The sequence below is a fragment of the Mesorhizobium wenxiniae genome (genome assembly GCF_002284535.1).
GTDB lineage: Bacteria > Pseudomonadota > Alphaproteobacteria > Rhizobiales > Rhizobiaceae > Mesorhizobium > Mesorhizobium wenxiniae.
This window is the reverse complement of the sequence record NZ_NPKH01000020.1, coordinates 762,700-787,546: the sequence shown is the minus strand read 5'-3', so window position 1 is coordinate 787,546 and position 24,847 is coordinate 762,700. Positions and strand designations below refer to the sequence as shown.

Below are 24,847 nucleotides of genomic sequence, written 5' to 3'. Positions count from 1 at the left end.
CTTGCAACTTCGGCTAACAGGAAGCGGCAGTTCTCAAAGTGCGATATCAGGCGCAAAGCGGAACGGCGCTTATGCAGTCGTGTTTCGGCCTTTTGAGCCGAGTTCCCGTGCTAGCTCAACCAATGCTCTGTGCGCCGCGGATGGATTGCGTCGTCCCGGGTAATAGATGCAGAGTTCGTCGGAAGGTGGCATCCATTCCTTCAGAACGCTGATCAACCGCCCTGCCTCAATATCCTCGCGCACGTCACGCTCCATTACGTAGCCCAGCGCCACGCCTTCGAGCACCGTGCCGCGGGACAGGCTTGCCTCATCCAAAGTCATCGGTCCGTTCACATCGATCAATAGCGGTTCCCCATCCTGCTCGAAGCGCCAGCGAAAGAGCGCGCCATTCGGCAGCCGGATACGGATACACCGATGTTGAAGGAGGTCAGTCGGTGTGGAAGGCGTACCATAGCTTTTGAAATAGTCGGGCGAGCCTATGACCACATTTCGCTGCGGCCGACCCAGCGAGATCGCAATCATGTCACTCGGCACGAGGGTGGCGCGACGCACGCCCAGGTCGAAGCCTTCCGCGACGATGTCCAAGAGCCGTCCCTCGGTGACCAGATCGACATGGACCTGCGGGTAACGCCTGATGAACTCCAGAAGCAGGGGCGAAAGGATTTCTCGCGCGGCAGTAGCATAGGAATTGATGCGCAGCGTTCCCGTGGGGTTTGCCTGCTTTGAGCGCGCTGCATCCATGGCACCGTGGATGTCCTGCAACGCAGGACCGACGCTCTCGACGAACAGGCGACCGGCATCCGACAGAGATACGCTGCGGGTGGTTCGGTTGAACAAGCGAACGCCAAGGTGGGCCTCCAGCTTGCCGACCGCATTGCTAAGGGCAGTCGTCGACATTCCCAGTTCAAGCGCCGCGCCGCGGAAAGAGGATCTGCGAGCAACGGCTACGACAGCTTCCAGATCGTGAAGGCCAGGCCTCGCCATTATCCCACTTTCCGCAATTCGACATCCATATTTATCCCAATTATCCGAACATCGGAATACGCCTACTTGTGGAGTGAACAATCCCAAGAGGAGATGAGAGATGCAACTGCCTCAGGCGATCCAGGCATATTTCGAAGCGGATCGGAACAACAACTGCGAGGCTCTGCTGGCCTGCTTCGCGCCGAGCGCCGCTGTACATGACGAGGGCCGCTCCCATTCCGGGCACTATGCCATCGGCAGCTGGTGGGAATACTCGAAGGCCAGGTATCGGCACGTCGCCGAGCCACTCGAGGCCCTTACCGACGAGCATGGAACGAGGGTGATCGCCAAGGTCACCGGTGAATTTCCCGGCAGCCCTGCAAATCTCACCTACGTCTTCCGTCTGATGGGCGACAAGATCGCAGCCTTGGAGATCGGCGCATGAGCGACTTCCTGAATCTTTCAGGCAAGCGCGCCCTGATCACGTCCGGCACAAGGGGAGCCGGGGCAGCAGCCGTCGACCTGTTCCGCGAACTCGGCGCGCGTGTGCTGACGACGGCCCGCTCGTTTCCCGCGAACCCTTCGGCGGACCTTTTCGTGGCTGCCGATCTTTCCACCAGCGAAGGCTGCTTCACGGTGGCGGAAGCCGTCAGGGGTCAGCTGGGCGGCGTCGATATTGTCGTTCACATGCTCGGTGGCTCTTCCTCGCCGGCAGGCGGCTTCTCGGCGCTGGGCGACAGCGATTGGCACAAGGAACTCGACCTCAACCTGTTCCCCGCTGTGAGGCTGGACCGCGAGCTGGTACCAGGAATGATCGCGCAGGGCAGCGGCGTTGTGATCCACGTCTCTTCCATCCAGAGGCTGCTGCCCCTGCCGGAAGCCACCACCGCCTACGCCGCGGCGAAGGCGGCGCTGTCGACCTACAGCAAGAGCCTCTCGAAGGAGGTGTCGCCGAAAGGCGTGCGTGTCGTTCGCGTGTCTCCGGGCTGGATAGAAACCGAGGCTTCCGTCAAGCTCGCCCGACGTCTCGCGGATGAGGCAGGCACCGACGTTGAGGGTGGCAAGAAGATCATCATGGACTCCCTCGGCGGAATCCCCCTCGGTCGCCCCTCAAGCCCGGCCGAGATCGCCAATCTCGTTGCCTTTCTGTCTTCCGATCGTGCCTCTTCGATCACGGGTGCGGAATATGTGATCGACGGAGGAACCGTGCCTACAGTGTAAAAAAGCCTCCCATGCGTGCCGGCTTAGGCCGTGCTCTTCCAGACGCCCGTATGTTCATAGATCGCGTCACGCAGCTCACTGAGGTCACGGTTGATCTGGTTGAGATGCGTAGGGCTTTGTCCGGAGGAGGAAAGTAGAGCGTCAGCAAGGCAGCCCGCGCGAGATCTGAGTTCGCGTCCCTTATCCGTCAGCCCAACCACGACCTGACGCTCATTCGCGGGATTACGTGTCCGGCGCAGAAGTCCTGCCGCTTCCATCCGTTTGAGCAAGGGCGTCAGAGTGCTCGACTCCAGCGCAAGCCTTTCGGCGATGCTGCCAACGGTCAGATTGTCCTCGCGCCAGAGAATGTTGAGCACGAGGTATTGAGGATAGGTCAGCCCCAGCTCGTCCAGGAGTGGCTTATACACTCTCTGGATGGCCATGCCGGCAGAGTAGATCGCGTAACAGAGCTGATCGTCGAGCGGCAATGGGTTGTTGAGTCCTTTCGCGGGCATGGGTGGCTCTCCTTGGACCCGATATAGCCCACCCGATCCCAAAAAAGAATATCGCGATAAAAATTATGTGGACATATCGCGGTCGGAACAGTACAGAAAGATATCGCGATAATTGTTATCGGACAATCAAGAGGAGATCAGCATGACTTCCAGGACGACCAACCTTCTGGCCGCAACTGCCGCCGTCGCAGGCATTGCCGCAGCCACGGCCACTCACTCTGCCGAGAGAATTTCCGACAACCAGACCGTCCGGAACGTGGTTCTGGTGCACGGCGCGTTCGCTGATGGATCGGGTTGGCGCGGCGTCTACACCGAACTGACCGCCCGCGGCTATCGTGTGTCGATCGTCCAGAACCCGCTCACCTCGCTTGCGGACGACGTTGCCGCAACCAAACGCATTCTTGACCGTCAGGATGGACCTGCGGTCCTTGTGGGACATTCCTGGGGCGGCACGGTGATAACGGAAGCAGGTACCCATTCAAACGTGACAGGCCTGGTTTACGTATCGGCGTTGTCGCCAGATGCCGGAGAGACGACTGCGCAGCAGTACGAGGGTTACCAGACCCCGCCTGAATTTGTCATCGAAACAACCGCGGACGGCTTCGGCTTCGTTTCTCCCGACAGGTTCAAGATTGGCTTCGCCAATGACACGACGGACGCGGATGCCGCTTTCATGCGGGACTCTCAGGTGCCGATAAACATGTCCGCCTTCGCAACCAAGCTCGAGCATGCCGCCTGGCGGAGCAAGCCGAGCTGGGCAGTGATTGCAACCGACGACAAGGCCTTCGATCAGCGAATGTTGCAAGTGATGGCGAAGCGCATCGGGGCGACTATCACGGAGGTCGCGGCAAGCCATGCGGTCTTTATGACCCAGCCAAAGGTCGTCGCTGACGTGATCGACGAAGCTGCCCGCAAGGGATCTGTCGAAACGCGATAGTTCGGCCACCCGCCGTGTGCGGACATTTCGAGCTTTCAGGTGTAAAAACGAAAATACGGCCGCCGGATGGATCGTCCGGCGGTTTTGTTTCGAGAGTGCTTCTCTCCAACGTCCGCAGACCACTCCTTGAGGCGGCACCGGCAGAGGGCTGCGCCGGCACTTCTTCGCTACGACCAAGGCGGTCGAGGAATGTCCGGTTTCAGGCTAATTCGGATATCGCCGAAACGACCGACATTGGGCGCGAAATAGCCATTCAGTACGACAGATCAGGCCGGCCCCATCCAAAAGCATCAAGGCGCCTCTCATCGGGCATCCTATTCGGCGTCCCGGGCGGCTTGTGAGCCCCCGAAGACAGCGCGTTCCGGCAAGGATTCGGGCTCGTCATCGTCATCGGGACACGGCGTGACAAACTCGCCGAGCGGTTCACCGCGTCCGCTGACAGCGTGAACAGCGTTTCGTATTCCATTTTTCCATTGCTCTCCCCCGGCCCGCAGGCCCGTCGCTCGCCACTCAATCATTTGCTGCCGGCGGAAAGTGGCACAAAAATGCGAATGCATCTCCTGTGGTTACGGCAGCCTGCACGCTTGCCTTCGCGCTGATTCGGCATCGGACAGAGAGACCGCGAGGGCCTACCTCGACAGCCTGAGGCGCGGCGACCTGTCGGCGCTGCTCCTGCACGTCCGCTTCGAGTACGGGACGCTAGGGGTCTCCAACGAGGGCGCCGTCGTCGTGAAGGCTCCGCAGCCGTTCGTCGAGGCCTTGTCTGCCCTGCCTGAGAGAGACCGCAAGCGCATCGCCGAGGCCGTCCTGAGCCGCAGGGACCTGCGTGTTCCGGAGGTCATCGTACTCAAGAAATGGGGCGACCCGCTGGACGGCCCGGCCACGCTGCTGCCGGACCTCATCATCCACCGCGAGATGATGATCGCCGTGGCCACCGGAGGGCAGTCGATCCAGGACGTCGATGACTACTATTCGGCACGCCAGGCTCGGCTGGTGGAAGGCTGCGCGGCCGCGGGCATCAAATACGAGAACCCGCACGATAGCCTCTGGGACTGGTACAACCACTGGAAAACCGAGGGCTGGGGCACCTATGGGGAGCGGCGGGAGTATGTCAGGAAGCTGTTCGCCGGGCCTGTGACGGCAGCCGTCGCACGGGTGAACAGCCCCAGCCCCGTCACCGAACGCGAGCCGACTGGCTGGGAACGCGTAGACCGCTCCCTCGCGAAGGTCCGCCAGCAGTTCTCGATGGCGGCGGCCGAAGAGGACTGGCAGGCTATCGGACTGGTCTGCCGCGAGGTGCTGATCTCTCTCGGGCAGGCCGTCTACATCGAGGGCTTGCACGAGAGCGCCGACGGCGTGAAGCCGAGCGCGACGGACGCGAAGCGCATGCTGGAGGCTTACGTGCGCCACGAGCTTCCCGGCGAAGGCTACAAGGAAGTCAGGGCGCATGCACGGGCGGCGGTAGACCTCGCGGTGCATCTCCAGCACCGCAGGACGGCGACGCGGCGGTTGGCTGCCCTGTGTCTCGAAGCGACGTCGTCTGCTGTCGCGGTGGTCGCGATCATCGCTGGCCGCAATCTCTAGGAAGCGCCGGGCATATCAGGGAGGCGAATGACTTCACGAATCCTGACCGCGGCCGTTTCATGGCCGCCTTCAAGCCCGCATCCCTGACGACTAGCGGCCGGCCGGCGGACAAGGGCTATCGCTCGCCCTGCAATTTCTGTACTGGCGATTGTTCCTAACGACGCTAAGGGCAGCAGGGGAGCTTTCAGGCTCCCCATGCAAACGGCTTGAACTTTGCGAATGGGTAGACTCCGGCTAGGCGCGAACGACCGGTTAGGGAACACGCCAGCAAAGTCGGCTTAGTCCGCGCCGCGACCTACAGCTTCGCAGTCGGCGAAGTCTGCATTTGGGCAGCGGCAAGGGCACCCTCTACGGCTGACATTAGGCGCTAAGCGGCCATTCGCGGTGGATCACGGGCGTGAATTCGGCCCCGGGGGCGAACGAGCTTCCGCTTGGGGTCGGACTTTGCCGTTTCTGGAAGACGCAGAAGCGCTCGATCCCGCTGCATCGGCTACGAATGACCGGTCACGAGAGATTGGTCGACAGTGACTCAAAGGGAACATAGTGGCCAAAGAGGCAAAAATTGCGGGCAATCGACAGCCGGTGTCAGACGGCCGCGAGCCGCCTCTTTCACTGCAGCGCGAATTCCGCCACGTCGTTCCCGAAGGCGCTGGCGCCATGATCGGCGCGGCCGACCATTTGCCGGAACCCAGCGAAAAGCTCGCGGCCGAAGCCGAATTCATTGCCGACAAGATCGCTGTCAGCCGCCCGCCGCAGCGCGAAATCGCCGGCCGGCACCAGCACTTCCAGCGTCCCAGTGTCGGCGTCGAGCCTGATGATGTCGCCGTCATGGATCCTGGCGATAGGCCCGTCCTCGACCGCCTCCGGCGTCACATGGATCGCCGCCGGCACCTTGCCGGACGCGCCCGACATGCGTCCGTCGGTGACCAGCGCCACATGCTGGCCACGATCCTGCAGGACGCCGAGCACGGTGGTCAGTTTGTGCAGCTCCGGCATGCCGTTGGCCTTCGGCCCCTGGAAGCGGATGACGGCAATGAAATCGCCGGTCAGTGAGCCGGCCTTGAACGCTTCGTTGAGCCCTTGCTGGCTGTCGAACACCTTGGCCGGCGCCTCGATGATGCGCCGCTCCGGTTTCACTGCCGATGTCTTGATGACGGCGTGGCCGAGATTGCCTGAGAGCATTTTCAATCCGCCCGTCGGCTGGAACGCCTTCTTGAACGGCGCCAGCACCTTCTCGTCACCGCTTTCGCGGGGCGAGGCCTCGCGCACCACGCCGCCGTCGGCGCCCAGCTTGGCCTCGACTGCATAAGGCCGCAGCCCTTCGCCCCAGACCGTCTGGACGTCCTCGTGCAGGATGCCCTCGTCGAGCAGTTCGCGGATCAGGAAGCCGAGCCCGCCGGCCGCATGGAAATGGTTCACGTCGGCAAGGCCGTTCGGATAGACCCGCGCCAGCAGCGGTACGGCTTCCGAAAGGTCCGAAATATCCTGCCAGGTAATGGCGATGCCGGCCGCGGCCGCCATGGCGATCAGATGGATGGTGTGATTGGTCGATCCGCCGGTGGCGTGCAGGCCGACGATGCCGTTGACGATCGAGCGCTCGTCGATCATCCGGCCGACCGGCGTGTAGGCGTTGCCGAGCGCGGTGATCGCCAGCGCCCGCTTCGTCGCCTCGCGGGTCAGCGCGTCGCGCAACGGCGTGCCGGGGTTGACGAAGGAGGCGCCCGGCGTGTGCAGGCCCATGATCTCCATCAGCATCTGGTTGGAGTTCGCCGTGCCGTAGAAGGTGCAGGTTCCCGGCCCGTGATAGGATTTGGACTCGGCCTCGAGCAATTCGGCCCTTCCTGCCTTGCCTTCGGCATAGAGCTGGCGGACCTTGGCCTTCTCGTCGTTGGGCAGGCCCGTCGTCATCGGCCCGGCCGGGATGAACACCGCCGGCAGATGGCCAAAGGTCAGCGCCGCGATCACCAGCCCCGGCACGATCTTGTCGCAAACGCCGAGATAGACGGCGGCATCGAACATGTTGTGCGAGAGGCCGATCGCCGCGGCCATGGCGATCACGTCGCGCGAGAACAGCGACAGCTCCATGCCGGGCTGACCCTGCGTGACGCCGTCACACATCGCCGGCACGCCGCCGGCGACCTGGGCAATGCCTCCGGCCTCACGTGCCGCGTCCTTGATCAGCGCCGGATATGTCTCGAAAGGCTGATGCGCCGACAGCATGTCGTTATAGGAGGTGATGATGCCGAGGTTCGGCACCCGGTCGCCGCCAAGTGCCGCCTTTTCCGAAGGGCTGCAGACGGCAAAGCCATGGGCGAGGTTGCCGCAGGACAGCGCGGCCCGGTTGGCGGTGCGGTGCGATGCTTCGGCGATACGGCCGAGATAGGCCTCGCGCCCTGGTCTGGAACGTTGGCGGATGCACTCGGTGATGGTTTCGATGTCGCGTCTCGCGGTCATGGCGTCGGTCCTTTCAGGCGAGGTCCCGCAGACACCGTCCGGCTGTCTGCCGGGACCCCTCGGCAAGTGGAAATCAGGGTGCCCAGAAAACCTCTACGGGCCTCTCGGCGGTGTCGAGCACGGCACGAATGGGTTTTCGCGTTTCCGATCCCATCGCGCTCTCGAATGCGTTGCGCTTGTCTTCGCCTTCGATGTGCAGTGCGACGAAGCCGGCCCTGACGATCCGCGCCAGCGACAGCGTCAGGCGCGGTTCGCCGGCGCTTGCCGCGTGGACCGGGAACACGACCCTTTCCGAGGACGGGTCGAGCAATTTTTCCAGATTGTCGGCGTCCGGAAAGAACGATGCGGTATGGCCATCGGTTCCCATGCCAAGCACGACCACATCGAGCGGCCAGGGCAGCGACCGCAACATCCTGCTATCGGCCTCCCACGTATCCTCGATGCTTGCTGCTTCGTGGTAGAGCGGCACGAAACGTGCGGCTGCGGCCGCGTTTTGCAAAAGATTGGCGGCGACCAGCCCGGCGTTGGAGCGCGGAGACGAGGCCGGCACACAGCGCTCGTCGACCAGCGTCACAGTGATCTTGTTCCAGGCGATCGGGATATTCGAAAGCGATGCGAAAAATTTCGCCGGCGTCGTGCCGCCGGAAACGGCGAGCAGTGCCGTGCCGCGCTCTGCGATTGCATTGGCCAGGCGTCCTGCGACGTGGCCGGCAAGTGCTGCCGCCAGGTCCTGGCGTTCGGCAAACGCGTGCCAGCTGTAGGCGGCGCCGTTCAATTGCTCTCGTGCCATGTCCGCCCGTCGCGTTCGATCAGCGCAATCGAGGCCGAGGGACCCCATGTGCCGGCCGTATAGCCCTGCGCCTCTTGCCTTGCGCTTTCCCATGCGTCCTGGATCGGGTCGATCCACTTCCACGCCGCCTCGACCTCGTCGCGGCGCATGAACAGCGTCTGGTTGCCACGGATGACGTCCATGACCAGCCGTTCATAGGCATCAGGGGCGCGGCCGTCGAAGGACTGCGCAAAACTCATGTCGAGCGGAATCTGGCGCAGCCGCATGCCGCCAGGCCCCGGGTCCTTGATCATGATGAACTGCTTGACGCCTTCGTCGGGCTGCAGCCGGATGACCAGCTGGTTGGCGGAGATCGGCCCGGCGCTTTCGCCGAAGATCGAATGCGGAATTGGCCTGAATTCGATGACGATCTCCGAGACGCGGGTCGCCAGCCGCTTGCCCGTCCTGAGGTAGAACGGCACGCCCGCCCAGCGCCAGTTGCCGATTTCGGCCTTGAGCGCAACGAATGTCTCGGTGTTGCTGTTCCTGCCGAGCTCCTCGACATAGCCTTTCACCGGCCCGCCCGCCGAGGCCCCGGCACGATATTGGCCGCGCACAGTGTGCTTGGGGGCTTCGTTGCCGTTGATGCGTTTCAGCGCCCGCAGCACCTTCAGCTTCTCGTCGCGCACGGCATCGGCATCCATCGACGACGGCGCCTCCATGGCGACGAGGCAGAGGAGCTGCAGCATGTGGTTCTGCACCATGTCGCGCAGCGCGCCGGCCTTGTCGTAGTAGGTGACGCGATCTTCGAGGCCGACGGTCTCGGCCACGGTGATCTGCACATGATCGACATTGGCGGAATTCCACAGCGGCTCGTAGAGCGCGTTGGCAAACCGCAACGCCATCAGGTTCTGCACCGTCTCCTTGCCGAGATAGTGGTCGATGCGGAAAATCTGGCTTTCATGGAAATCATCCCCGACCAGATCGTTGAGCTCGCGCGCCGAGGCGAGATCGCGCCCGATCGGCTTCTCCAGCACGATGCGCGAGTTCGGCGTGATCAAACCGTTCTCTTTCAGCTTGTGCGAGATGTCGCCGAACAGCGCCGGCGCCACCGCCAGATAGAAAGCGCGGATGCATTCGCTGTCGCCGATCGCCGTCTTCAATTTGTCGAAGCCCGCGCCATTGGTAGCGTCGGCCGAGACATAGGAAAGCCGGGCAAGAAACGTCTTCAGCTCCGTGGCATCGATATCGGCCGGTTTCACATGGTCGGAAATCGCCTGCCTGGCGAACGCCTGGAATTCCTCGTCGGTCATTTTCGAGCGCGACGTGCCGATGATGCGCGTCGGTTCGGAAAACTGATGGCCGCGCTGGCGATGATAGAGCGACGGCAAAAGCTTGCGTTCCGACAGATCGCCGGTGCCGCCGAAAATGATGAAGTCGAAAGGCTCGACGGGAATGATCTGGCTGGTCATGGTCTGTCCGCTTTAACGCCGGTCGCTGTGACGCGGTCGATATAATCTAATCGATTTAGATTTTCCAGTGCCACGACGTCACATCCCAAGGTCAATGGGTTTTGCCGATTGGCCTTGAGGTCTGCCCTTGACACTGGCGCCACCCGGCGGCTTGTCGGCGAGGTGTTCCGGGTGGCCTTCGCAGATGCAGCATAGAGCGGGATCGAAGCGAAAGCCAAAGGAGAAATCGAGCGTGTATACTGATCTTTCGGCGGGCATCGCCGGCGGCTGCCCGAGCGATCGTCTTCAATCATGAGTGAGAAAGTCATGCGCCTGGAAAACAAAGTTGCCATCATTACCGGTGCCGCGTCAGGTTTCGGCGAGGGTATCGCCAAGCGCTTTGCCAAGGAGGGCGCTAAGGTCGTCGTCGCCGACCTCAACGCCAAGGGCGCCGAACGCGTCGCAAACGAGATCGGCCGGGCGGCGATCTGGACCCAGACGGACGTCTCGTTGCGTTCCGAGTTCGACGAGATGGTCGATGCCGCAAAGAGCGCCTTCGGCCGCATCGACATCATGGTCAACAATGCCGGCTACACCCATCGCAACGGCGATATGCTCGAGGTCGACGAGACGACCTTCGACCTGATCACGGCCGTCAACATGAAGGCGATCTACCACGCCGCGCTGGCGGTTGTGCCGGTCATGGATAGGCAAGGCGGCGGCGTTATCCTGACCACGGCTTCGACCGCCGGCATCAGGCCGCGGCCCGGCCTCACCTGGTACAATGCATCGAAGGGCTGGGCGATCACCGCGACCAAATCCATGGCGGTGGAACTCGCGCCGAAGAACATCCGCGTCAACTGCCTCTGCCCGGTCGCCGGCGAGACCGGCATGCTGGAGAAATTCATGGGCGCCGACACGCCCGAAATCCGTGAGAAATTCCGCGCGTCGATCCCGCTTGGCCGACTTTCGACGCCGCTCGACATAGCCAACGCGGCGCTCTGGCTGGCTTCGGACGAGGCGGCTTTCATCACTGGCGTGGCGCTGGAAGTCGACGGTGGACGTTGCATCTGAGCCGTCCGTCGCTGTCGGTCAAGTTTGACTCGATCGTTTATCGCACTCGCTGGACGCGGCGGCCGACTGTATTACAGAAGCCATCCGAGCCGTGGTGCAACGTCAAGGATCGCCTGACAGCCCTAATGCATGTCGCGCCAAAGTGCGCAGCGGTTTTGCGATAACGACATGCATAAAAACGAGAACTTAAAGCGCGTCGCCTGAATCCATTCAAACGCGACGCGCTTTAGGCGCCGGTCTTGACGAAGCTCTTGTAGATCCAGCCGCGTTTGCCGTTGTAGACGATCTCACACCATTTCTTGCAGCCCATCACCTGAACCGAGGTTTTGGCGGGAATGGTGACGATTGCCGCCGCACTGTTCTTCGGACCGGTGCGCATGGTGACGCCCCTGAGGATGCGTCCGATATCTGCCGGGCTTGCTTGCTTGGCCTCGACTTTGGCCTGGGTGCCATCCTTCTGTGTCGCGGCGGGCAGCGGCTTCGGGGTGGGGATGGCGGCGGTTGGCGCACCGTCCGTCGCCGTGTTGCTGGGAGCAGCGACTTTGGCAAGCAATGCTGCCACTTTGGTTTTCGCTGCCGGATCGGCGAGTGCCGCCGCAGCGGACGGCTTGTCTGCCGTTTTTTCAGCCTGGCCTGCCATCTGGCGGGATGCGGATCCCGATCCTGTCCAGCGAGGATCATTGGGCGCCAGCGCCGGTATCTCGGCCTTCGCCGCAACCACCACCGGCGAAACCGCATCGGTTTTGCTCGCAGCCTGCTGCACCGCGGCGACCTTCGAGGCCGCGGCCGGCACGATCCTTGTTGTTTTTACCGGAATGCTTGAAACGATCTGCTCGGGACTCGCGACCGCTTGTCTCTCGTTGGCCGGCAATGCCAGCCATAGCGCTACCGCGGCCACGCCAAGCAGCGCTGCTGTGCCAAACGCCGCGATGACCAGATGCAAGTTCGACCGGATTTGCTGCCAGAACCTGGGCCGCACGTCGTAGCCAAACTGCATCGCAAAGCGCCGTCGTTCCGGCGCGCCGAAACTGAAGGGCTCTCTCACTCTTGCAACCTCCATTTGCGGGCCGACGTTCTTACGACCTGTGCCGGGAAAACCGGCATTCGGTCGGCATCGGTCCCAAACCAACGCGGGCAGGCCCGCAAAATCCCCGTTCAACTGCCCTGAGCAGGCATCCTTTGCCGGCGATTGTGGCATCACTGCGCCCTTGCCGGGCGGATTCTGCACCTTTGCGCTAGATTCTGCAACTTGGAAGGGATTTTGCAATCTATGGTTATATCCTGTCCCTCAAGGCATACCAGTTGAGCGCAAGAAAGAGCAGAGGCGCGCGGAAGCGTCGACCACCGGGAAAGGCCGGGATTTTCAGGTCCTCGATCAGCCTCAGCCGGTCCCGGTTGCCGGTAACGGTTTCGGCATAGAGCTTGCCGAAAAAGTTCGACAGCATGACGCCGTGACCGGAATAGCCGCCGACAGAAATCACATTGGGCATCACCTCGCGCACGAAGGGTTTTCTCGGCATCGTGATGCCGACATAGCCGCCCCAGCCGTGAGTGATCTCGACGGTCTTCAGCGCTGGGTAAAGCTCGGCGATCTGCCGGCGGATGTGGACATGGATGTCTTTCGGATCGTTGACGGCATAAATCTCGCGCCCGCCGAACAGCAGCCGCCCATCCGTCGATTTGCGGAAGTAGCGCACGACGAAGCGGGAATCATCGACCGCCTCACCGCCCGGCAGCACGTTTGTGTCAGCCCCCAGCGCCACCGTCGCGCCGATGAAGGAGCCGATCGGCATGATGTGCGCGGCACTGATCGGCTCGAGCGCGCCGCCATGGGCGTTGACGCCGATCAGACATTTCTCGGCGGATATCGTGCCTTCCGGCGTCGTGACCCTGACCTTGCCGCCAAGCGACGCTATGCGGGTCGCCGGCGTCTGCTCGAACAGCTGCGCGCCCGCCTGCGCCGCCACCTTTGCCGCGCCGATCACCAGCTTCAGCGGATGGATGTGCCCGGTGCCGGTGTCGCGGGTGCCGCCGAAATAGCGCGTCGAGCCCAACCGCTCCGCCGTCTCCTTCGCGTCCATGAAGGCGATGTGCGGATAGCCGAAGCGGTTCGCCATGATGTCGGCATGCGCCTTGTAATCGTCGACATAGCGCTTCTTATGCGCCACCGACATCTGGCCGGGCATGTAGTCGATCTCGATCTTGTTGACGGCGGCGAATTCGAGGAGATGCGACTTGGCCTCTTCGGCGAGGTCGAACAGCGCCTTGGCGCGGGAAAAGCCGTATTCCGCTTCGAGCTCCTCGGCCCAGGCGCGCTGACCGGTGCCGAGCTGGCCGCCATTGCGGCCCGATGCGCCGTCGCCGAAACGATGCGCTTCGATCAGCACGACATTGCTGCCGGCCTTGGCGAGGTGCGCCGCCGCCGACAGGCCGGTGAAGCCGCCGCCGACGATGACGACGTCGCAGGTCCGGTCGCCGTCGAGCGCCGGGTACTCGGGCCGTGGGCCGGCCGTGTCCTCATACCAGGAGCGGCCGGGGGAAATTGGGGATTGGTAGGGCATGATGACCGAGTAGGGGAGTAGGGGAGTAGGGGAGATGCTAGTCGGCTGAAAGTTTGCGGATTAGAAGTCGAAGAAGCTTTCCTACACTTTCGGTGCTCGCCAACAATGGCGCCGCCGTGGCATTCGGCGCGATGCCGGTACGCTCAGCGATCAGAAGCTGAGTTTCCAGTTCCTTCAGTGACCCTTGAGCGATACGGAGGAATTGCTGATAGGAACCCCTGACCTCTCTGCCATAGCCTTCCGCTATGTTCGCCGGCACCGAGCTTGCGGCGCGCCGACTTGGCTGGTCAGTCCATAAAGCTCCTCCTTCGGCCAGGATTTCGTCGCGTCGTACACAGCCACCGCAAGGTCCATTGCCTGCTGCCAGACTATTAAGTCCTTGTAAGAACCCGTTTTCTCAGCCATTCGCCCTACGCCCCTACGCCCCTACGCCCCTACTCCCCTACTCCCCTACTCCCCTACTCCCCTACTCCCCTACTACACGTTCAACAGCAGATACTCCCGCTCCCACGGACTGATCACTTCCATGAAGGTCTCGAATTCCGCCCGCTTGATCGCTGCATAGGTCGCGGCAAACGACTTGCCGAGCAGCGCGCAGAGTTCCTCGTCGGCTTCGAACAGGTCGACAGCCTCGAGCAGGCTCCGCGGCAGGTCGATCTCCGCCTCGTTGGCGGTGGTGAGAACCGGCGGTTCGGACTTGATCTTGTTGGTCATGCCGATCAGCCCGCAGGCGAGCGATGCGGCCAGCGCCAGATAGGGGTTGGCGTCGGAGGAAGGGATGCGGTTCTCGACGCGCCTGGCTGCGGGGTCGGATCGCGGGACGCGGAAGGCGGTGGTGCGGTTGTCGTAACCCCATTTGTTGTTGACCGGTGCCGAAGCCGACTGCGTCAGCCGGCGGTAGGAATTGACGTAGGGCGCGAACATCACCAGCGCGTTCGGCACATGTTTCTGCATGCCGCCGATGAAATGGAAGAAGGCTTCGGTTTCCGAGCCGTCCTCTGCCGAAAAGACGTTCCTGCCGGTCTTCTTGTCGATGATCGACTGATGGATATGCATGGCCGACCCGGGCTGCCCCTGGATCGGCTTGGCCATGAAGGTGGCGTAGATCTCATGCTTCAGCGCCGCCTCGCGGATGGTGCGCTTGAACATGAACACTTGGTCGGCGAGTTCGATCGGATCGCCATGGCGCAAATTGATCTCGAGCTGGCCGGCGCCTTCCTCGTGGATCAGCGTATCGATCTCCAGGCCCTGGCTTTCGGAGAAATGGTAGATGTCGTCGATCAGCTCGTCGAACTCGTTGACGCCGGCGATCGAATAGCCGGCGCCACCGCCGATCGCCCGTCCCGAACGCCCGACCGGCGGCGTCAGCGGGTAGTCCGGATCGGGATTCTTGCGCACGAGGTAGAACTCGATCTCGGGCGCCACCACCGGCTTCAGCCCGCGCTTGCCGTAAGCGTCAAGCACGCGCTTCAGCACGTTGCGCGGCGTGAACTCGACCGAGCGACCGTCCTGGTGGACGAGGTCGCAGATGACCGCCGCCGTCGGGTCCTCTTCCCACGGCACCACGGTCAGTGTCGACAGGTCCGGCATCAGCTTGAGGTCGCCGTCGTCCTCCGGATAGTGAAAGCCGTTGCCGTCTTCCGGGTAGCCGCCGGAGATCGTCGTCATGAACACCGCCGAAGGCAGCGCCAGCGAGGTGTTGGAGGTAAACTTCTTCGACGGCATCATCTTGCCGCGCGCAACACCCGCCTGGTCGGGCGTGATGCATTCGATATCCTCGATGCCGCGCCACTCCAGCCAGGCGCCGACTTCCTTCCAGTTCTTCACACCACGTTGATTTTTCACGAAGGCAGGCGTGCGGATACGTCCTCCGCGGCTCGACGGACGGACTTCCTTTTTTGCAGGCGGCATCATTCACCAGATTGGGTTGCGGATTTGGGATTATAGCCGGGGCCGGCGAGGGAAGGGAAGGGGAGCGCGGTTGCGTTCGCCTGCGCAGTTGAAAACTGCTCTGGGCGGCTTAGGTTCGACGCAAGTTCAATGACCTCGGTTGAAGACGTCGAATGCAGAACAATCATGAATTGACCACGATCGGCTTCGATGCCGATGACACGCTCTGGCAGAACGAGCAGTTCTTCCGCATGACCGAAAAGCGCTTTGCCGCGCTGCTCGCCGATCATGCCGAGCAGGAGCACATCTCGGCAAGATTGCTGGAGGCCGAGAAGCGCAACCTCGCCGTCTACGGCTTCGGCATCAAGGGGTTTACCCTGTCGATGATCGAAACGGCAATCGAGATTACCGAGGGCCGCGCGCCGGCCTCGGTCGTCGCCGAGATTCTTGCCGCGGGCCGCGAGATGCTTGGCCATCCGATCGAGGCGCTGCCTCATGCGCGCGAAACCGTGGAAAAGCTGGCAGATGCGTATCGCCTGGTGTTGATCACCAAGGGCGACCTCTTCGATCAGGAACGCAAGCTGGCGCAATCGGGCCTGGGTGACCTTTTCGATGCCGTCGAGATCGTCAGCGACAAGAGCCCCACCACTTATATCAATATCTTCAGCCGCCACGGTGATGGCGCCGAAAGAAGCATGATGGTCGGCAATTCGCTCAAGTCGGACGTGGTGCCGGCCATTGAGGCCGGCAGTTGGGGTGTCCACGTGCCGCATGAGCTGACCTGGGCGCTGGAACATGTCGAGCCGCCGATCACCGCGCCTCGTTTCCGCCAGATAGCCGATCTCTCGGAATTGCCCCGGCTGATCGAAAGCATCGAGAAAGCCGGCTGATCGCGTGTCTCGCTGTCGAGCCGGACGTGCGCTGCAGCGCATCGACGCCGGACATCAGCGTGTCGCAGTCCTTGTTGTCCGCTCCGTCATAGGGCCGCGCTGTAGCCGACGCCAAATCGCGCAGCCGCATACAATCCACGACGTTAAGCCGTTTTCTACTTGCAAATCAGTCGCAATTGCAGAATATGCGAAAAGCGCGCGCCGCAGTCGCACAATGGCGGCCAGCGGCGAGACATTAAGAATCGCGACAGGAGAAATTGATGTTCGAGAGATACGGACGACGGGTTGTCGTTGGCTTGATGGCTGCGGTTTTCGTTGCGGCGGTGGCTTCAAGCCCAGCGAAAGCCCAGGAAAAATTCAAGGTGGTGACGACCTTCACCGTCATCGCCGACATGGCGAAGAACGTGGCGGGCGATGCAGCAATCGTGGAATCGATCACCAAGCCTGGAGCGGAGATCCACAATTACGCGCCGACGCCGGGCGATATTCAGCGGGCGCAAGGTGCACAGCTCATTCTGTGGAACGGGCTCAACCTCGAACTCTGGTTCGAAAAATTCTTCCAGAACCTCAGCGACGTGCCCGGCGCTATTGTCTCCGAGGGCGTCCAGCCGATGAGCATCGCCGAGGGACCCTATACGGGCAAACCGAACCCGCATGCCTGGATGTCGCCGGCAAACGCGCTGATCTACGTCGACAACATCCGCGACGCCTTCGTCGCGCACGATCCGGCGCATGCCGAGACCTACAAGGCCAATGCAGAAGCCTACAAGGCAAAGATAGAGGCGGCCGTCGCGCCGATCCGCGATAAGCTTGCCTCGATCCCGCAGGACAGGCGCTGGCTGGTGTCGAGCGAAGGCGCTTTCTCCTACCTCGCACGCGATTTCGGGCTGAAGGAGCTTTATTTGTGGCCTATCAACGCTGACCAGCAAGGCACCCCCCAGCAGGTTCGCAAGGTGATCGACGCCGTCAGGGAAAACAAGATCGTCGCCGTCTTCAGCGAAAGCACCGTGTCGGACAAGCCGGCCCGGCAGGTCGCGCGTGAGACAGGAGTGCATTATGGCGGCGTGCTCTACGTCGATTCTCTCAGCGAGGCGGACGGCCCGGTGCCGACCTATATCGACCTGCTGCGTGTGACATCGGATACGGTTCAGAAAGGCCTCGCCGCAGGGCTGTCGCAATGAACGAAGCCGTTCCGCCTCTTGCCCCCGCGTCCGAGGATGCGGGAGGCGGTCTCGCCGTCCGCGGCGCGACCGTCACCTACCGCAACGGCCACACGGCGCTGCGGGATGCGAGCTTTGAAATTCCGACAGGCACGATCACAGCACTTGTCGGTGTCAACGGCTCGGGCAAGTCGACGCTGTTCAAAGCCATCATGGGCTTCGTGCGGGTGGCAAAGGGAGAGATTATTGTTCTCGGACAGCCGGCCGCGGCCGCGCTGAGGAAGAACGTCGTCGCCTATGTGCCGCAGGCCGAGGAGGTCGACTGGAACTTTCCAGTACTGGTCGAGGACGTCGTCATGATGGGTCGCTACGGCCATATGGGCATGATGCGCCTTCCGAAGGCGGCTGATCGCGAGGCGGTTACGGCCGCGCTTGCGCGTGTCGGCATGAGCGATTTCCGCAAACGCCAGATCGGCGAGCTTTCGGGCGGGCAGAAAAAGCGCGTCTTTCTCGCTCGGGCGCTGGCGCAGGACGGGCGCGTCATCCTGCTCGACGAGCCCTTCACCGGCGTCGACGTCAGGACCGAGGACGCTATCATCGAACTGCTGCGCGCGCTCCGGAACGAAGGCCGAGTGATGCTGGTCTCGACGCATAATCTGGGTAGCGTGCCGGAGTTCTGCGACCGTGCCGTGCTGCTCCGGAATACGGTCCTTGCCTACGGGCCGACAGGCCAGACCTTCACGCAGGCGAACCTGGAAAAGGCTTTCGGCGGCGTCTTGCGTCATTTCGTGCTGGGCGGCGCCGGGCTGCATGAGGACGACGACAGGCGCCGCCTTGCCGTCATCACCGACGACGAACGGCCACTGGTCTTCTACGGAGAGAACGGAGCCATGCAGCACAAGATGCGGGAACCGGACGAATGAGTGTCCTGCTCGAGCCGTTCGGCTACGAATATATGCTCAATGCCATGTGGGTGTCCGCTTTGGTCGGCGGTGTCTGCGCCTTCCTGTCCTGCTATCTGATGCTAAAAGGCTGGTCGCTGATCGGTGACGCGCTCTCGCATTCGATCGTGCCGGGCGTCGCTGGCGCCTATATGCTGGGCCTTCCCTTCTCGATCGGCGCCTTCTTCTCCGGCGGGCTAGCCGCTGCCGCGATGCTCTTCCTCAACCAGCGCACCAAGCTGAAGGAAGACGCTATCATCGGCCTGATCTTCTCCTCCTTCTTCGGCCTCGGCTTGTTCATGGTGTCGCTGTCACCGACCTCCGTGAATATTCAGACGATCGTGCTCGGCAACATCTTGGCCATTACCCCGGAAGACACGCTTCAGCTCGCCATCATAGGCTTCGTCTCGCTCGCCATCCTGCTGGTGAAATGGAAGGATCTGATGGTGGTTTTCTTCGACGAGAGCCATGCCCGCTCGATCGGCCTTAATCCGAGCGCGCTCAAGATCATGTTCTTCATGCTGCTATCGGCCTCCACGGTCGCCGCGCTTCAGACCGTCGGCGCCTTCCTCGTCATCTGCATGGTGGTGACTCCCGGCGCGACCGCCTATCTTCTGACGGACCGCTTTCCGCGCCTGCTCGTCATCGCGGTCGTCATCGGCGCGGCCACGAGTTTCAGCGGCGCCTATGCCAGTTATTTCCTCGACGGCGCCACTGGTGGCATCATAGTCGTGTTGCAGACGCTGATCTTTCTCGCCGCCTTCTTCTTCGCTCCCAAGCATGGAATGCTGGCAGCCCGCCGCCGCTCGGCGCGAGCCTTGGAGGCCAGCCTATGAGCATCCCCGATACGCTGCTTAGCCCCTTCCAGTTCGACTTCATGGTCAATGCCCTGATTGTTTCGGTTCTGGTCGCTATGCCGACGGCGCTGCTCTCCTGCTTTCTCGTTCTCAAGGGCTGGTCGCTGATGGGCGACGCCATCAGCCACGCCGTCTTTCCCGGCGTGGTCATCGCCTACATTGTCGGATTCCCCTATTCGATCGGCGCCTTCGCCGCCGGAATGGTCTGCGCTCTCGCCACCGGCTTCCTCAAGGACAATAGCCGCATCAAACAGGACACGATAATGGGCATCGTCTTCTCCGGCATGTTCGGTCTCGGCCTGGTGCTCTATGTAAAGATCCAGTCCGACGTGCATCTCGACCACATATTGTTCGGCGATGTGCTGGGCATCGGCTTGCGCGACATCGTCGAAACGGGGCTCATTGCTGCGATCACGGCCGGCATCATCGGGATCAAGTGGCGCGACTTCCTGCTGCACGCCTTCGACCCGGCTCAGGCTCGCGCGGTTGGTCTTCGGGTCAATCTGCTCCACTACGGCCTGCTTTGCCTGATCTCGCTCACTATCGTCGGCGCGCTGAAGGCGGTCGGCATCATCATGGCCATCGCCATGCTGATCGCGCCTGGCGCCATCGCCTTCCTGCTGACAAGGAAGTTTAGCGCCATGCTGATCCTGTCGGTCGCGATCGCGGTCGCCGCGTCGTTTCTCGGCGTCTATCTGTCCTTCTTCATCGACAGCGCACCGGCGCCGACCATCGTTCTCATGCTGTCCGCCGCCTTCATCGCGGCCTTCGCCGTCACCACACTTAGAGTGGGCCGAATGGAGATTGGCGAGGAACGCTAGAAACGGGCGGTCATTCTCCGGATTGACGAGAGCGTCGCGTTTTCTGGATCGGCTTCACGTAGATCTCCAGTCTGTGGCTGATAATCGTGAATCCGTGCTGTCGAGCGATTTCCTCTTGGAGCCGCTCGATCTCCGACGACTGGAATTCGACGACGTCTCCCGTCTCGATATTGATGAGATGATCGTGATGCTCACGGGGGACGGTTTCGTATCTGGCGCGCCGATCGCCAAAGGTGTGCCGCTCCAGAATGCCCTTTTCGCGCAGAAGGCTGACGGTGCGATAGACAGTGGCGAGCGCGATCGTCGGCTCGATGGCGACAACACGGCGATGGAGTTCCACCACATCCGGATGGTCGCTGGATTCGGATATAACACGCATGATGACGCGGCGCGGACCGGTGATGCGCAGTCCGAGTTTCCTGCAAAGCGCGGCGATGGTCTGTTCTGAGGACATGTCATGGTCCGCCAATATCGACAGCCATGTCGCGAAGTCGGAACATGCCTGCGGATTTGTTCGAAGCTGCTACCCCAGATGCGTCGCAATTGCAAAAGGAGACGTAGCGGGGCTCATTGTCAGGCGGTACCGAGCGCTCGCATACTAATATAAATATCCAGATTCGATCGCAGGAAGCGAGGAAAGGCGTGGAAGCCGGATCGGACGTCGGCTAGCTGCGTGCGAGCCCGATCAAATGGTCGATCACTGGCTGCAGCCGTTCGGTCGTGATCGGTTTGACGACAACCGCATCGACGACGCTCGACAGGCCGAGGCTCTCCGGTGTGCCGTTCTTGGTCGAAAGCAGGATCACCGAGGGAAGCGACCTGCCCGAGGTGCGTCGCAGCGCATCGATACCGGACATTAGCGCGTCGCAGTCCTTGTTGTCCGCTCCGCCATCGAGGACGACAGCTCCGGGAATGAGCGATCGCAAAGTCGTTGCTGCCGTTTCAAGCGATTCCGAGATCGGTTTGAGCCCGGATCGTTCGACAATTTTCGAAACCACCACCCGGTTGACCGGCGACTTTCCGACGACGAGCACACGGGTGAAGTCTGTGAGCATCTCCGGGTCCACGTTGCGGCTCACGAAAGTCAGGTGGTTTACAGTCTTGGTATCGCGATTCACGGGGCGCATGAGCGTGGCGGGCACTCGTCGGGTTTCAATGCAGGGTTGAAACTTAGAGACAATTGCCGTGAGATCTCTCCCTATGTCAAGCTGAAACGACCGATATCCAGAATATCGCAAGAAACATTAAAATTTAAAGCAAGTTCTGTTCTTGCTCATTATGGCAACTGATCGTGCAAACGCAGATCACCTGCGCAGAGACTGCGCAGGTGATGCCGGATCGACCGACAGGCTTTGGTCGGATTTCGGTCAGTCGAGGCTCCGCTGCGTGACGATAACCGGGATCAGCAGATCGCCCCAGTTGCCGTCGCCGCCATGGTGCCGTGCCGAGCGCACGAGCTCCACCGACACACCGGCCTCGACCGCCTTCATCACCGATTGGTTGAGCCTGTGCAGGTCGTTGGCCAACATGCGGATGGTCGCCTGCTGGTCGACACTCATGGTGGTGGCCTGTTCTTCGGCCCGTTCCTTGACGCGACTGATCGATGCCATTGGTCTTCTCCCTTAGCCCTTTAGGGGCGTTTCCTCTGTCTGTTGCGTTCCTGCTATTCTGCGGCCGGTTTGAACTGGGCGTGCTCGGTCGATTCATGCATGGCCGTAGTCGAAGACCGGCCACCGGTGATCGCCATCGACACGGCGTCGAAATAGCCGGTGCCGACTTCGCGCTGGTGCTTGGTCGCGGTGTAGCCGTGGGCTTCCGCCGCGAACTCCGCTTCCTGCAACTCGGAATAGGCCGCCATCTGCCGCGCCTTGTAGCCGCGGGCGAGTTCGAACATGCCGAAATTGAGCTGGTGAAAACCGGCTAGCGTGATGAACTGGAACTTGTAGCCCATGGCGCCGAGTTCCCGCTGAAACCTGGCAATCGTGGCGTCGTCGAGGTTTTTCTTCCAGTTAAACGACGGCGAGCAATTATAGGCGAGAAGCTTGCCGGGATGGTGCCTGTGCACGCCCTCGGCGAATTTTTTGGCCTGCGCCAGATCGGGTTTGGAGGTTTCGCACCAGATCAGGTCGGCGTAAGGCGCGTAGGCGATGGCCCGCGCGATGCACGGCTCGATGCCGTTCCTGACGTGATAGAAGCCCTCCACCGTGCGGCCGGCGCCATAGTCGACGAAGGGCTGGTCGCGCTCGTCGATGTCGGAGGTGAGCAGCTTTGCCGCTTCCGCGTCGGTGCGCGCGACGACCAGCGTCGGCGTGCCCATGACGTCGGCAGCAAGTCGCGCGGCGTTGAGGTTGCGGATGTGTGCGGCGGTCGGGATCAGCACCTTGCCGCCGAGATGGCCGCATTTCTTCTCCGACGCCAGCTGGTCCTCGTAGTGGACGCCGGCGGCACCCGCCTCGATGAAGGCCTTCATGATCTCGAAGGCATTGAGCGGTCCGCCGAAGCCGGCTTCCGCATCGGCGACTACAGGCGCGAACCAGGTGTCGACCGAAAGCCCCTTGCCTTCGGAGGTCTCGATCTGGTCGGCGCGCTGCAGGGTACGGTTGATGCGCTTGACCAGTTCGGGCGCCGCATTGGCGGGATAAAGCGACTGGTCCGGATACATGGCGGATGCGGTGTTGGCGTCGGCGGCGACCTGCCATCCAGACAGGTAGATCGCCTTCAGCCCGGCCCGGACCTGCTGCATCGCCTGGTTGCCCGACATGGCGCCGAGCGCGTTGACGAAGTCCTCCTCGTGGATGAGCTGCCAGAGCCGGTTGGCGCCCATTTCGGCGAGGCTCTGCCGGATCTGGACCGAACCGCGCAGCCGCTTCACGTCGTCCGGCGAATAGGGCCGCTCGACGCCGTCGAAGCGGCCTTCCGGCGCCGAGGGGACGAGGTTGTAAAAATCGGTCATTGGTCACTCCGGATAAATCGCTGGTGAGATGGAAACGCGGCCTCATGGAGAGTTCCGCGCCGTTTTGGTGTGACAGCATTTACATTTCGGCGCGAAACAGGCGAGGAAAACCAGAAGATTGCCGGGAAAATAAGTGAAAACCTGTGTTGTGTTTGACAGCTAGGCGCTGTAATTTTGTCGCGATTGTAAAACGCCGACATGGCCATCGCCATGCAGAAGTCATGTAAATTTTCTGTCAAGGACAGTCGAGTGGCCGACCAGAAGATCTTCGCCGGGCCGCGCATTCGCCGCATCCGCAGCGCCAAGGGCCTGACCCAGACTGCGATGGCCGAAGGGCTCGGCATCTCGCCGTCCTACCTCAATCTCATCGAGCGAAACCAGCGGCCGCTGACGGTCCAGCTGATCCTGAAGCTGGCATCTGTCTACAAGGTCGACCCGCATGAATTGCAGGGCGAGGCGAGGGGGTCGGTCGGCGCCTTGAAGGAAGTGTTTTCAGATCCGCTGCTGGTCGGCGAATTGCCTGGTGACCAGGAGCTGATCGAGCTTGCCGAGGCGGCGCCCAACGCTTCCGCCGCGGTGATAAAACTGTTTCGCGCCTATCGCGAGCAGGCCGAGCGCCTTTCCGACCTCAACGAGCTTCTCGCGCGTGAGGGCAAAGCGACGGCACTCTCCGGCGCCCGCTTGCCGATCGACGAGGTGCACGAGATTTTCGAGCGCCGGCCGAACCACTTTGCCGCGCTCGAAGAGGAGGCCGAGGCATTCACGTCGGTGCTCGATCCCGGCGACGATCTGCTCGGTGCGCTGAAGACCTGGCTGAAGCGCGAATACGGCATCGTCGTCAAGGTGCTGCCGGTCGCCACCATGCCGAACTGGCGCCGCCGCTACGACCGCCACTCGCAACGTCTGTTTCTGTCCGAGCGCCTGTCGCCGTTCGACCAGTTGCGCGAGGTGGCGATGGAGGCCTGCCTAATCCGCATGACGGTGGCGGTGGCAGGCGAGATCCAGGCGCTGAAGCTGACCACGGATGAGGCCCGCCGGCTCGCCCGCTTCGAGCTTGGCCGCTACGCCGCCCATGCGCTGATGATGCCCTATCAATCTTTTCACGCGGCCGCGATACGGGCCCGTTACGACATCGACGTGCTGCGCTCGCGTTTCGGCGTCTCCTTCGAGCAGGCGGCGAACCGCCTGACCATGCTGCAGCGGCCGGGCATCCCGGGCGTGCCGTTCTTCATGCTTGAGGTCGACAATGCCGGCAACCGCTTCCGCAAGGCGGGCAGCCAGGGTTTTCCGCAAAGCCGCTTCGGCGGCGGCTGTCCGAAGCTTCCCGTGCATGCCGCCTTTACCCAGCCCGGCCAGATCTTCGTCGAGGCGGTGGAAATGCCCGACGGCGCCGAGTTCCTCTGCGTTGCCCGCACGCTCGAAGGGCCGCAAGGCTCGTTTTCGGAGCGCCCGCGCCGTACCGCAATTCTGCTGGGCTGCGACATCGGCTTTCGTGACGAGATCGTCTACGGCGCGGCACTGCCGGGGCTGGCTGCCGCAGCGACCGGAAAAGCCGGACAGGGCATCAATCCGGCCACGCCGATAGGCCCGGCCTGCCGGCTGTGCGAACGCATCGGCTGCCTCGCCCGCGCCGAGCCGCCGGTGACGCGCCCGCTCGGCCTCGACGAAATGGTGACCGGGTTGAGCGCGTTCGATTTTCAGTGAGACCGTGACCTGCCGTCTTTGCCACAACTGTCGCCGTTTCTTGGATCACGCCCGGCCATCGTCTTTGCGCTAGGCGAATAAGGCACGTTTCTGTCGTCCGCAGTGTATCGTGCTGCCCCGAAA

The 24,847-nt window shown here is 62.2% G+C and carries 23 protein-coding genes and 1 pseudogene; 11 read left to right on the top strand and 13 right to left on the bottom strand.

The features are described from left to right. Positions 1-69: 69 nt before the first annotated feature. Entirely contained in the window at positions 70-984 is a 915-nt protein-coding gene (locus CIT31_RS14065) for a LysR family transcriptional regulator (protein WP_095519050.1), read from the bottom strand. Between the two features lie 100 nt (positions 985-1,084). Between CIT31_RS14065 and CIT31_RS14060 the strand changes: the two genes are divergently transcribed. Then, on the top strand, positions 1,085-1,408 hold the full coding sequence (locus CIT31_RS14060; RefSeq protein ID WP_095519049.1) for a nuclear transport factor 2 family protein: 324 nt from the start codon (positions 1,085-1,087) through the stop codon (positions 1,406-1,408). Further along, positions 1,405-2,184, top strand: a complete 780-nt coding sequence (locus CIT31_RS14055; protein WP_095519048.1) for an SDR family oxidoreductase — start codon at positions 1,405-1,407, stop codon at positions 2,182-2,184. The genes CIT31_RS14060 and CIT31_RS14055 overlap by 4 nt, the downstream gene beginning before the upstream one ends. A gap of 23 nt (positions 2,185-2,207) precedes the next feature. Here CIT31_RS14055 and CIT31_RS14050 read toward each other — a convergent pair whose 3' ends face one another. Beyond that, a complete protein-coding gene (locus tag CIT31_RS14050) occupies positions 2,208-2,678 on the bottom strand; it encodes a MarR family winged helix-turn-helix transcriptional regulator (RefSeq protein WP_095519047.1) in 471 nt (156 codons plus the stop codon). A gap of 142 nt (positions 2,679-2,820) precedes the next feature. On the opposite strand from CIT31_RS14050, the gene CIT31_RS14045 reads away from it, so the two are divergent. Together CIT31_RS14045 and CIT31_RS14040 are read left to right on the top strand one after the other, a co-directional pair. Beyond that, positions 2,821-3,615 carry an alpha/beta fold hydrolase gene (locus CIT31_RS14045; RefSeq protein WP_095519046.1) on the top strand — a complete coding sequence of 265 codons (795 nt, stop codon included), beginning with the start codon at positions 2,821-2,823 and terminating at the stop codon, positions 3,613-3,615. 534 nt (positions 3,616-4,149) lie between these two features. After that, entirely contained in the window at positions 4,150-5,199 is a 1,050-nt protein-coding gene (locus CIT31_RS14040) for a hypothetical protein (RefSeq protein ID WP_095519045.1), read from the top strand. A gap of 609 nt (positions 5,200-5,808) precedes the next feature. Here the strand turns inward: CIT31_RS14040 and edd are convergent. The 3 genes from edd to zwf all read right to left on the bottom strand — a co-directional run bounded on the left by edd (position 5,809) and on the right by zwf (position 9,894). Then, the gene (edd, locus tag CIT31_RS14035; protein WP_095519044.1) at positions 5,809-7,653 is read right to left on the bottom strand and encodes a phosphogluconate dehydratase; all 1,845 of its coding nucleotides are present in this window, start codon (positions 7,651-7,653) and stop codon (positions 5,809-5,811) included. Positions 7,654-7,726: 73 nt separating this feature from the next. Then, positions 7,727-8,443, bottom strand: coding sequence for a 6-phosphogluconolactonase (gene pgl / locus CIT31_RS14030; RefSeq protein WP_095519043.1), 717 nt, complete (start codon positions 8,441-8,443; stop codon positions 7,727-7,729). After that, a complete protein-coding gene (gene zwf, locus CIT31_RS14025) occupies positions 8,425-9,894 on the bottom strand; it encodes a glucose-6-phosphate dehydrogenase (protein WP_095519042.1) in 1,470 nt (489 codons plus the stop codon). Before zwf ends, pgl begins: the two co-directional genes overlap by 19 nt. 306 nt (positions 9,895-10,200) lie before the next feature. Between zwf and CIT31_RS14020 the strand changes: the two genes are divergently transcribed. Continuing rightward, complete coding sequence (locus CIT31_RS14020; protein ID WP_095519378.1) at positions 10,201-10,947, top strand: SDR family oxidoreductase; 747 nt, start codon at positions 10,201-10,203, stop codon at positions 10,945-10,947. Between the two features lie 226 nt (positions 10,948-11,173). Here the strand turns inward: CIT31_RS14020 and CIT31_RS14015 are convergent, their stop codons facing one another. From CIT31_RS14015 to CIT31_RS14000, 4 genes and pseudogenes are all read right to left on the bottom strand, one after another. Then, positions 11,174-11,992, bottom strand: coding sequence for an SH3 domain-containing protein (locus tag CIT31_RS14015; RefSeq protein WP_165778435.1), 819 nt, complete (start codon positions 11,990-11,992; stop codon positions 11,174-11,176). Between the two features lie 229 nt (positions 11,993-12,221). Further along, a complete protein-coding gene (locus tag CIT31_RS14010) occupies positions 12,222-13,508 on the bottom strand; it encodes an NAD(P)/FAD-dependent oxidoreductase (protein ID WP_095519040.1) in 1,287 nt (428 codons plus the stop codon). A gap of 37 nt (positions 13,509-13,545) precedes the next feature. Next, positions 13,546-13,913 (bottom strand): annotated as a pseudogene (locus CIT31_RS14005) (four helix bundle protein). A gap of 72 nt (positions 13,914-13,985) precedes the next feature. Next, positions 13,986-15,422 (bottom strand): glutamine synthetase family protein, encoded by a 1,437-nt coding sequence (locus CIT31_RS14000; protein ID WP_165778434.1) that lies wholly within the window; start codon positions 15,420-15,422, stop codon positions 13,986-13,988. Between the two features lie 149 nt (positions 15,423-15,571). On the opposite strand from CIT31_RS14000, the gene CIT31_RS13995 reads away from it, so the two are divergent. From CIT31_RS13995 to CIT31_RS13975, 5 genes are all read left to right on the top strand, one after another. Then, positions 15,572-16,288 carry an HAD family hydrolase gene (locus CIT31_RS13995; protein ID WP_095519039.1) on the top strand — a complete coding sequence of 239 codons (717 nt, stop codon included), beginning with the start codon at positions 15,572-15,574 and terminating at the stop codon, positions 16,286-16,288. A 299-nt stretch (positions 16,289-16,587) separates the two neighbouring features. Further along, on the top strand, positions 16,588-17,469 hold the full coding sequence (locus CIT31_RS13990; protein ID WP_245316293.1) for a metal ABC transporter substrate-binding protein: 882 nt from the start codon (positions 16,588-16,590) through the stop codon (positions 17,467-17,469). Beyond that, the gene (locus CIT31_RS13985; RefSeq protein ID WP_065010771.1) at positions 17,466-18,371 is read left to right on the top strand and encodes a manganese/iron ABC transporter ATP-binding protein; all 906 of its coding nucleotides are present in this window, start codon (positions 17,466-17,468) and stop codon (positions 18,369-18,371) included. The genes CIT31_RS13990 and CIT31_RS13985 overlap by 4 nt, the downstream gene beginning before the upstream one ends. Further along, a complete protein-coding gene (sitC, locus tag CIT31_RS13980) occupies positions 18,368-19,225 on the top strand; it encodes an iron/manganese ABC transporter permease subunit SitC (RefSeq protein WP_095519038.1) in 858 nt (285 codons plus the stop codon). Before CIT31_RS13985 ends, sitC begins: the two co-directional genes overlap by 4 nt. Further along, a complete protein-coding gene (locus CIT31_RS13975) occupies positions 19,222-20,067 on the top strand; it encodes a metal ABC transporter permease (RefSeq protein ID WP_095519037.1) in 846 nt (281 codons plus the stop codon). The genes sitC and CIT31_RS13975 overlap by 4 nt, the downstream gene beginning before the upstream one ends. A gap of 10 nt (positions 20,068-20,077) precedes the next feature. On the opposite strand, the gene CIT31_RS13970 is transcribed toward CIT31_RS13975, so the two are convergent. From CIT31_RS13970 to aceA, 4 genes are all read right to left on the bottom strand, one after another. Further along, positions 20,078-20,521, bottom strand: a complete 444-nt coding sequence (locus CIT31_RS13970) for a Fur family transcriptional regulator (protein ID WP_095519036.1) — start codon at positions 20,519-20,521, stop codon at positions 20,078-20,080. Positions 20,522-20,732: 211 nt separating this feature from the next. After that, a complete protein-coding gene (locus CIT31_RS13965; RefSeq protein WP_287085972.1) occupies positions 20,733-21,122 on the bottom strand; it encodes a response regulator in 390 nt (129 codons plus the stop codon). A 312-nt stretch (positions 21,123-21,434) separates the two neighbouring features. Next, positions 21,435-21,677: an SMc00767 family acetate metabolism repressor gene (locus CIT31_RS13960; RefSeq protein WP_029348426.1), complete on the bottom strand. Its 243-nt coding sequence runs from the start codon at positions 21,675-21,677 to the stop codon at positions 21,435-21,437. A 53-nt stretch (positions 21,678-21,730) separates the two neighbouring features. Continuing rightward, positions 21,731-23,020 carry an isocitrate lyase gene (aceA, locus tag CIT31_RS13955; RefSeq protein ID WP_095519034.1) on the bottom strand — a complete coding sequence of 430 codons (1,290 nt, stop codon included), beginning with the start codon at positions 23,018-23,020 and terminating at the stop codon, positions 21,731-21,733. A gap of 249 nt (positions 23,021-23,269) precedes the next feature. On the opposite strand from aceA, the gene CIT31_RS13950 reads away from it, so the two are divergent. Next, positions 23,270-24,724: a helix-turn-helix domain-containing protein gene (locus CIT31_RS13950; RefSeq protein ID WP_095519376.1), complete on the top strand. Its 1,455-nt coding sequence runs from the start codon at positions 23,270-23,272 to the stop codon at positions 24,722-24,724. Positions 24,725-24,847: the final 123 nt, after the last annotated feature.

Coding starts and splice junctions, on each gene's coding strand:
- zwf (WP_095519042.1), bottom strand. CDS start 9,894: ATGACCAGCCAGATCATTCCCGTCGAGCCTTTCGACTTCATCATTTTC.
- CIT31_RS13995 (WP_095519039.1), top strand. CDS start 15,572: ATGCAGAACAATCATGAATTGACCACGATCGGCTTCGATGCCGATGAC.
- CIT31_RS13990 (WP_245316293.1), top strand. CDS start 16,588: ATGGCTGCGGTTTTCGTTGCGGCGGTGGCTTCAAGCCCAGCGAAAGCC.
- CIT31_RS13960 (WP_029348426.1), bottom strand. CDS start 21,677: ATGGCATCGATCAGTCGCGTCAAGGAACGGGCCGAAGAACAGGCCACC.
- CIT31_RS13975 (WP_095519037.1), top strand. CDS start 19,222: ATGAGCATCCCCGATACGCTGCTTAGCCCCTTCCAGTTCGACTTCATG.
- sitC (WP_095519038.1), top strand. CDS start 18,368: ATGAGTGTCCTGCTCGAGCCGTTCGGCTACGAATATATGCTCAATGCC.
- CIT31_RS14050 (WP_095519047.1), bottom strand. CDS start 2,678: ATGCCCGCGAAAGGACTCAACAACCCATTGCCGCTCGACGATCAGCTC.
- CIT31_RS14065 (WP_095519050.1), bottom strand. CDS start 984: ATGGCGAGGCCTGGCCTTCACGATCTGGAAGCTGTCGTAGCCGTTGCT.
- CIT31_RS13965 (WP_287085972.1), bottom strand. CDS start 21,122: ATGCTCACAGACTTCACCCGTGTGCTCGTCGTCGGAAAGTCGCCGGTC.
- CIT31_RS14010 (WP_095519040.1), bottom strand. CDS start 13,508: ATGCCCTACCAATCCCCAATTTCCCCCGGCCGCTCCTGGTATGAGGAC.
- CIT31_RS14045 (WP_095519046.1), top strand. CDS start 2,821: ATGACTTCCAGGACGACCAACCTTCTGGCCGCAACTGCCGCCGTCGCA.
- pgl (WP_095519043.1), bottom strand. CDS start 8,443: ATGGCACGAGAGCAATTGAACGGCGCCGCCTACAGCTGGCACGCGTTT.
- CIT31_RS14055 (WP_095519048.1), top strand. CDS start 1,405: ATGAGCGACTTCCTGAATCTTTCAGGCAAGCGCGCCCTGATCACGTCC.
- CIT31_RS14060 (WP_095519049.1), top strand. CDS start 1,085: ATGCAACTGCCTCAGGCGATCCAGGCATATTTCGAAGCGGATCGGAAC.
- CIT31_RS13985 (WP_065010771.1), top strand. CDS start 17,466: ATGAACGAAGCCGTTCCGCCTCTTGCCCCCGCGTCCGAGGATGCGGGA.
- CIT31_RS13970 (WP_095519036.1), bottom strand. CDS start 20,521: ATGTCCTCAGAACAGACCATCGCCGCGCTTTGCAGGAAACTCGGACTG.
- CIT31_RS14020 (WP_095519378.1), top strand. CDS start 10,201: ATGCGCCTGGAAAACAAAGTTGCCATCATTACCGGTGCCGCGTCAGGT.
- CIT31_RS14000 (WP_165778434.1), bottom strand. CDS start 15,422: ATGATGCCGCCTGCAAAAAAGGAAGTCCGTCCGTCGAGCCGCGGAGGA.
- edd (WP_095519044.1), bottom strand. CDS start 7,653: ATGACCGCGAGACGCGACATCGAAACCATCACCGAGTGCATCCGCCAA.
- aceA (WP_095519034.1), bottom strand. CDS start 23,020: ATGACCGATTTTTACAACCTCGTCCCCTCGGCGCCGGAAGGCCGCTTC.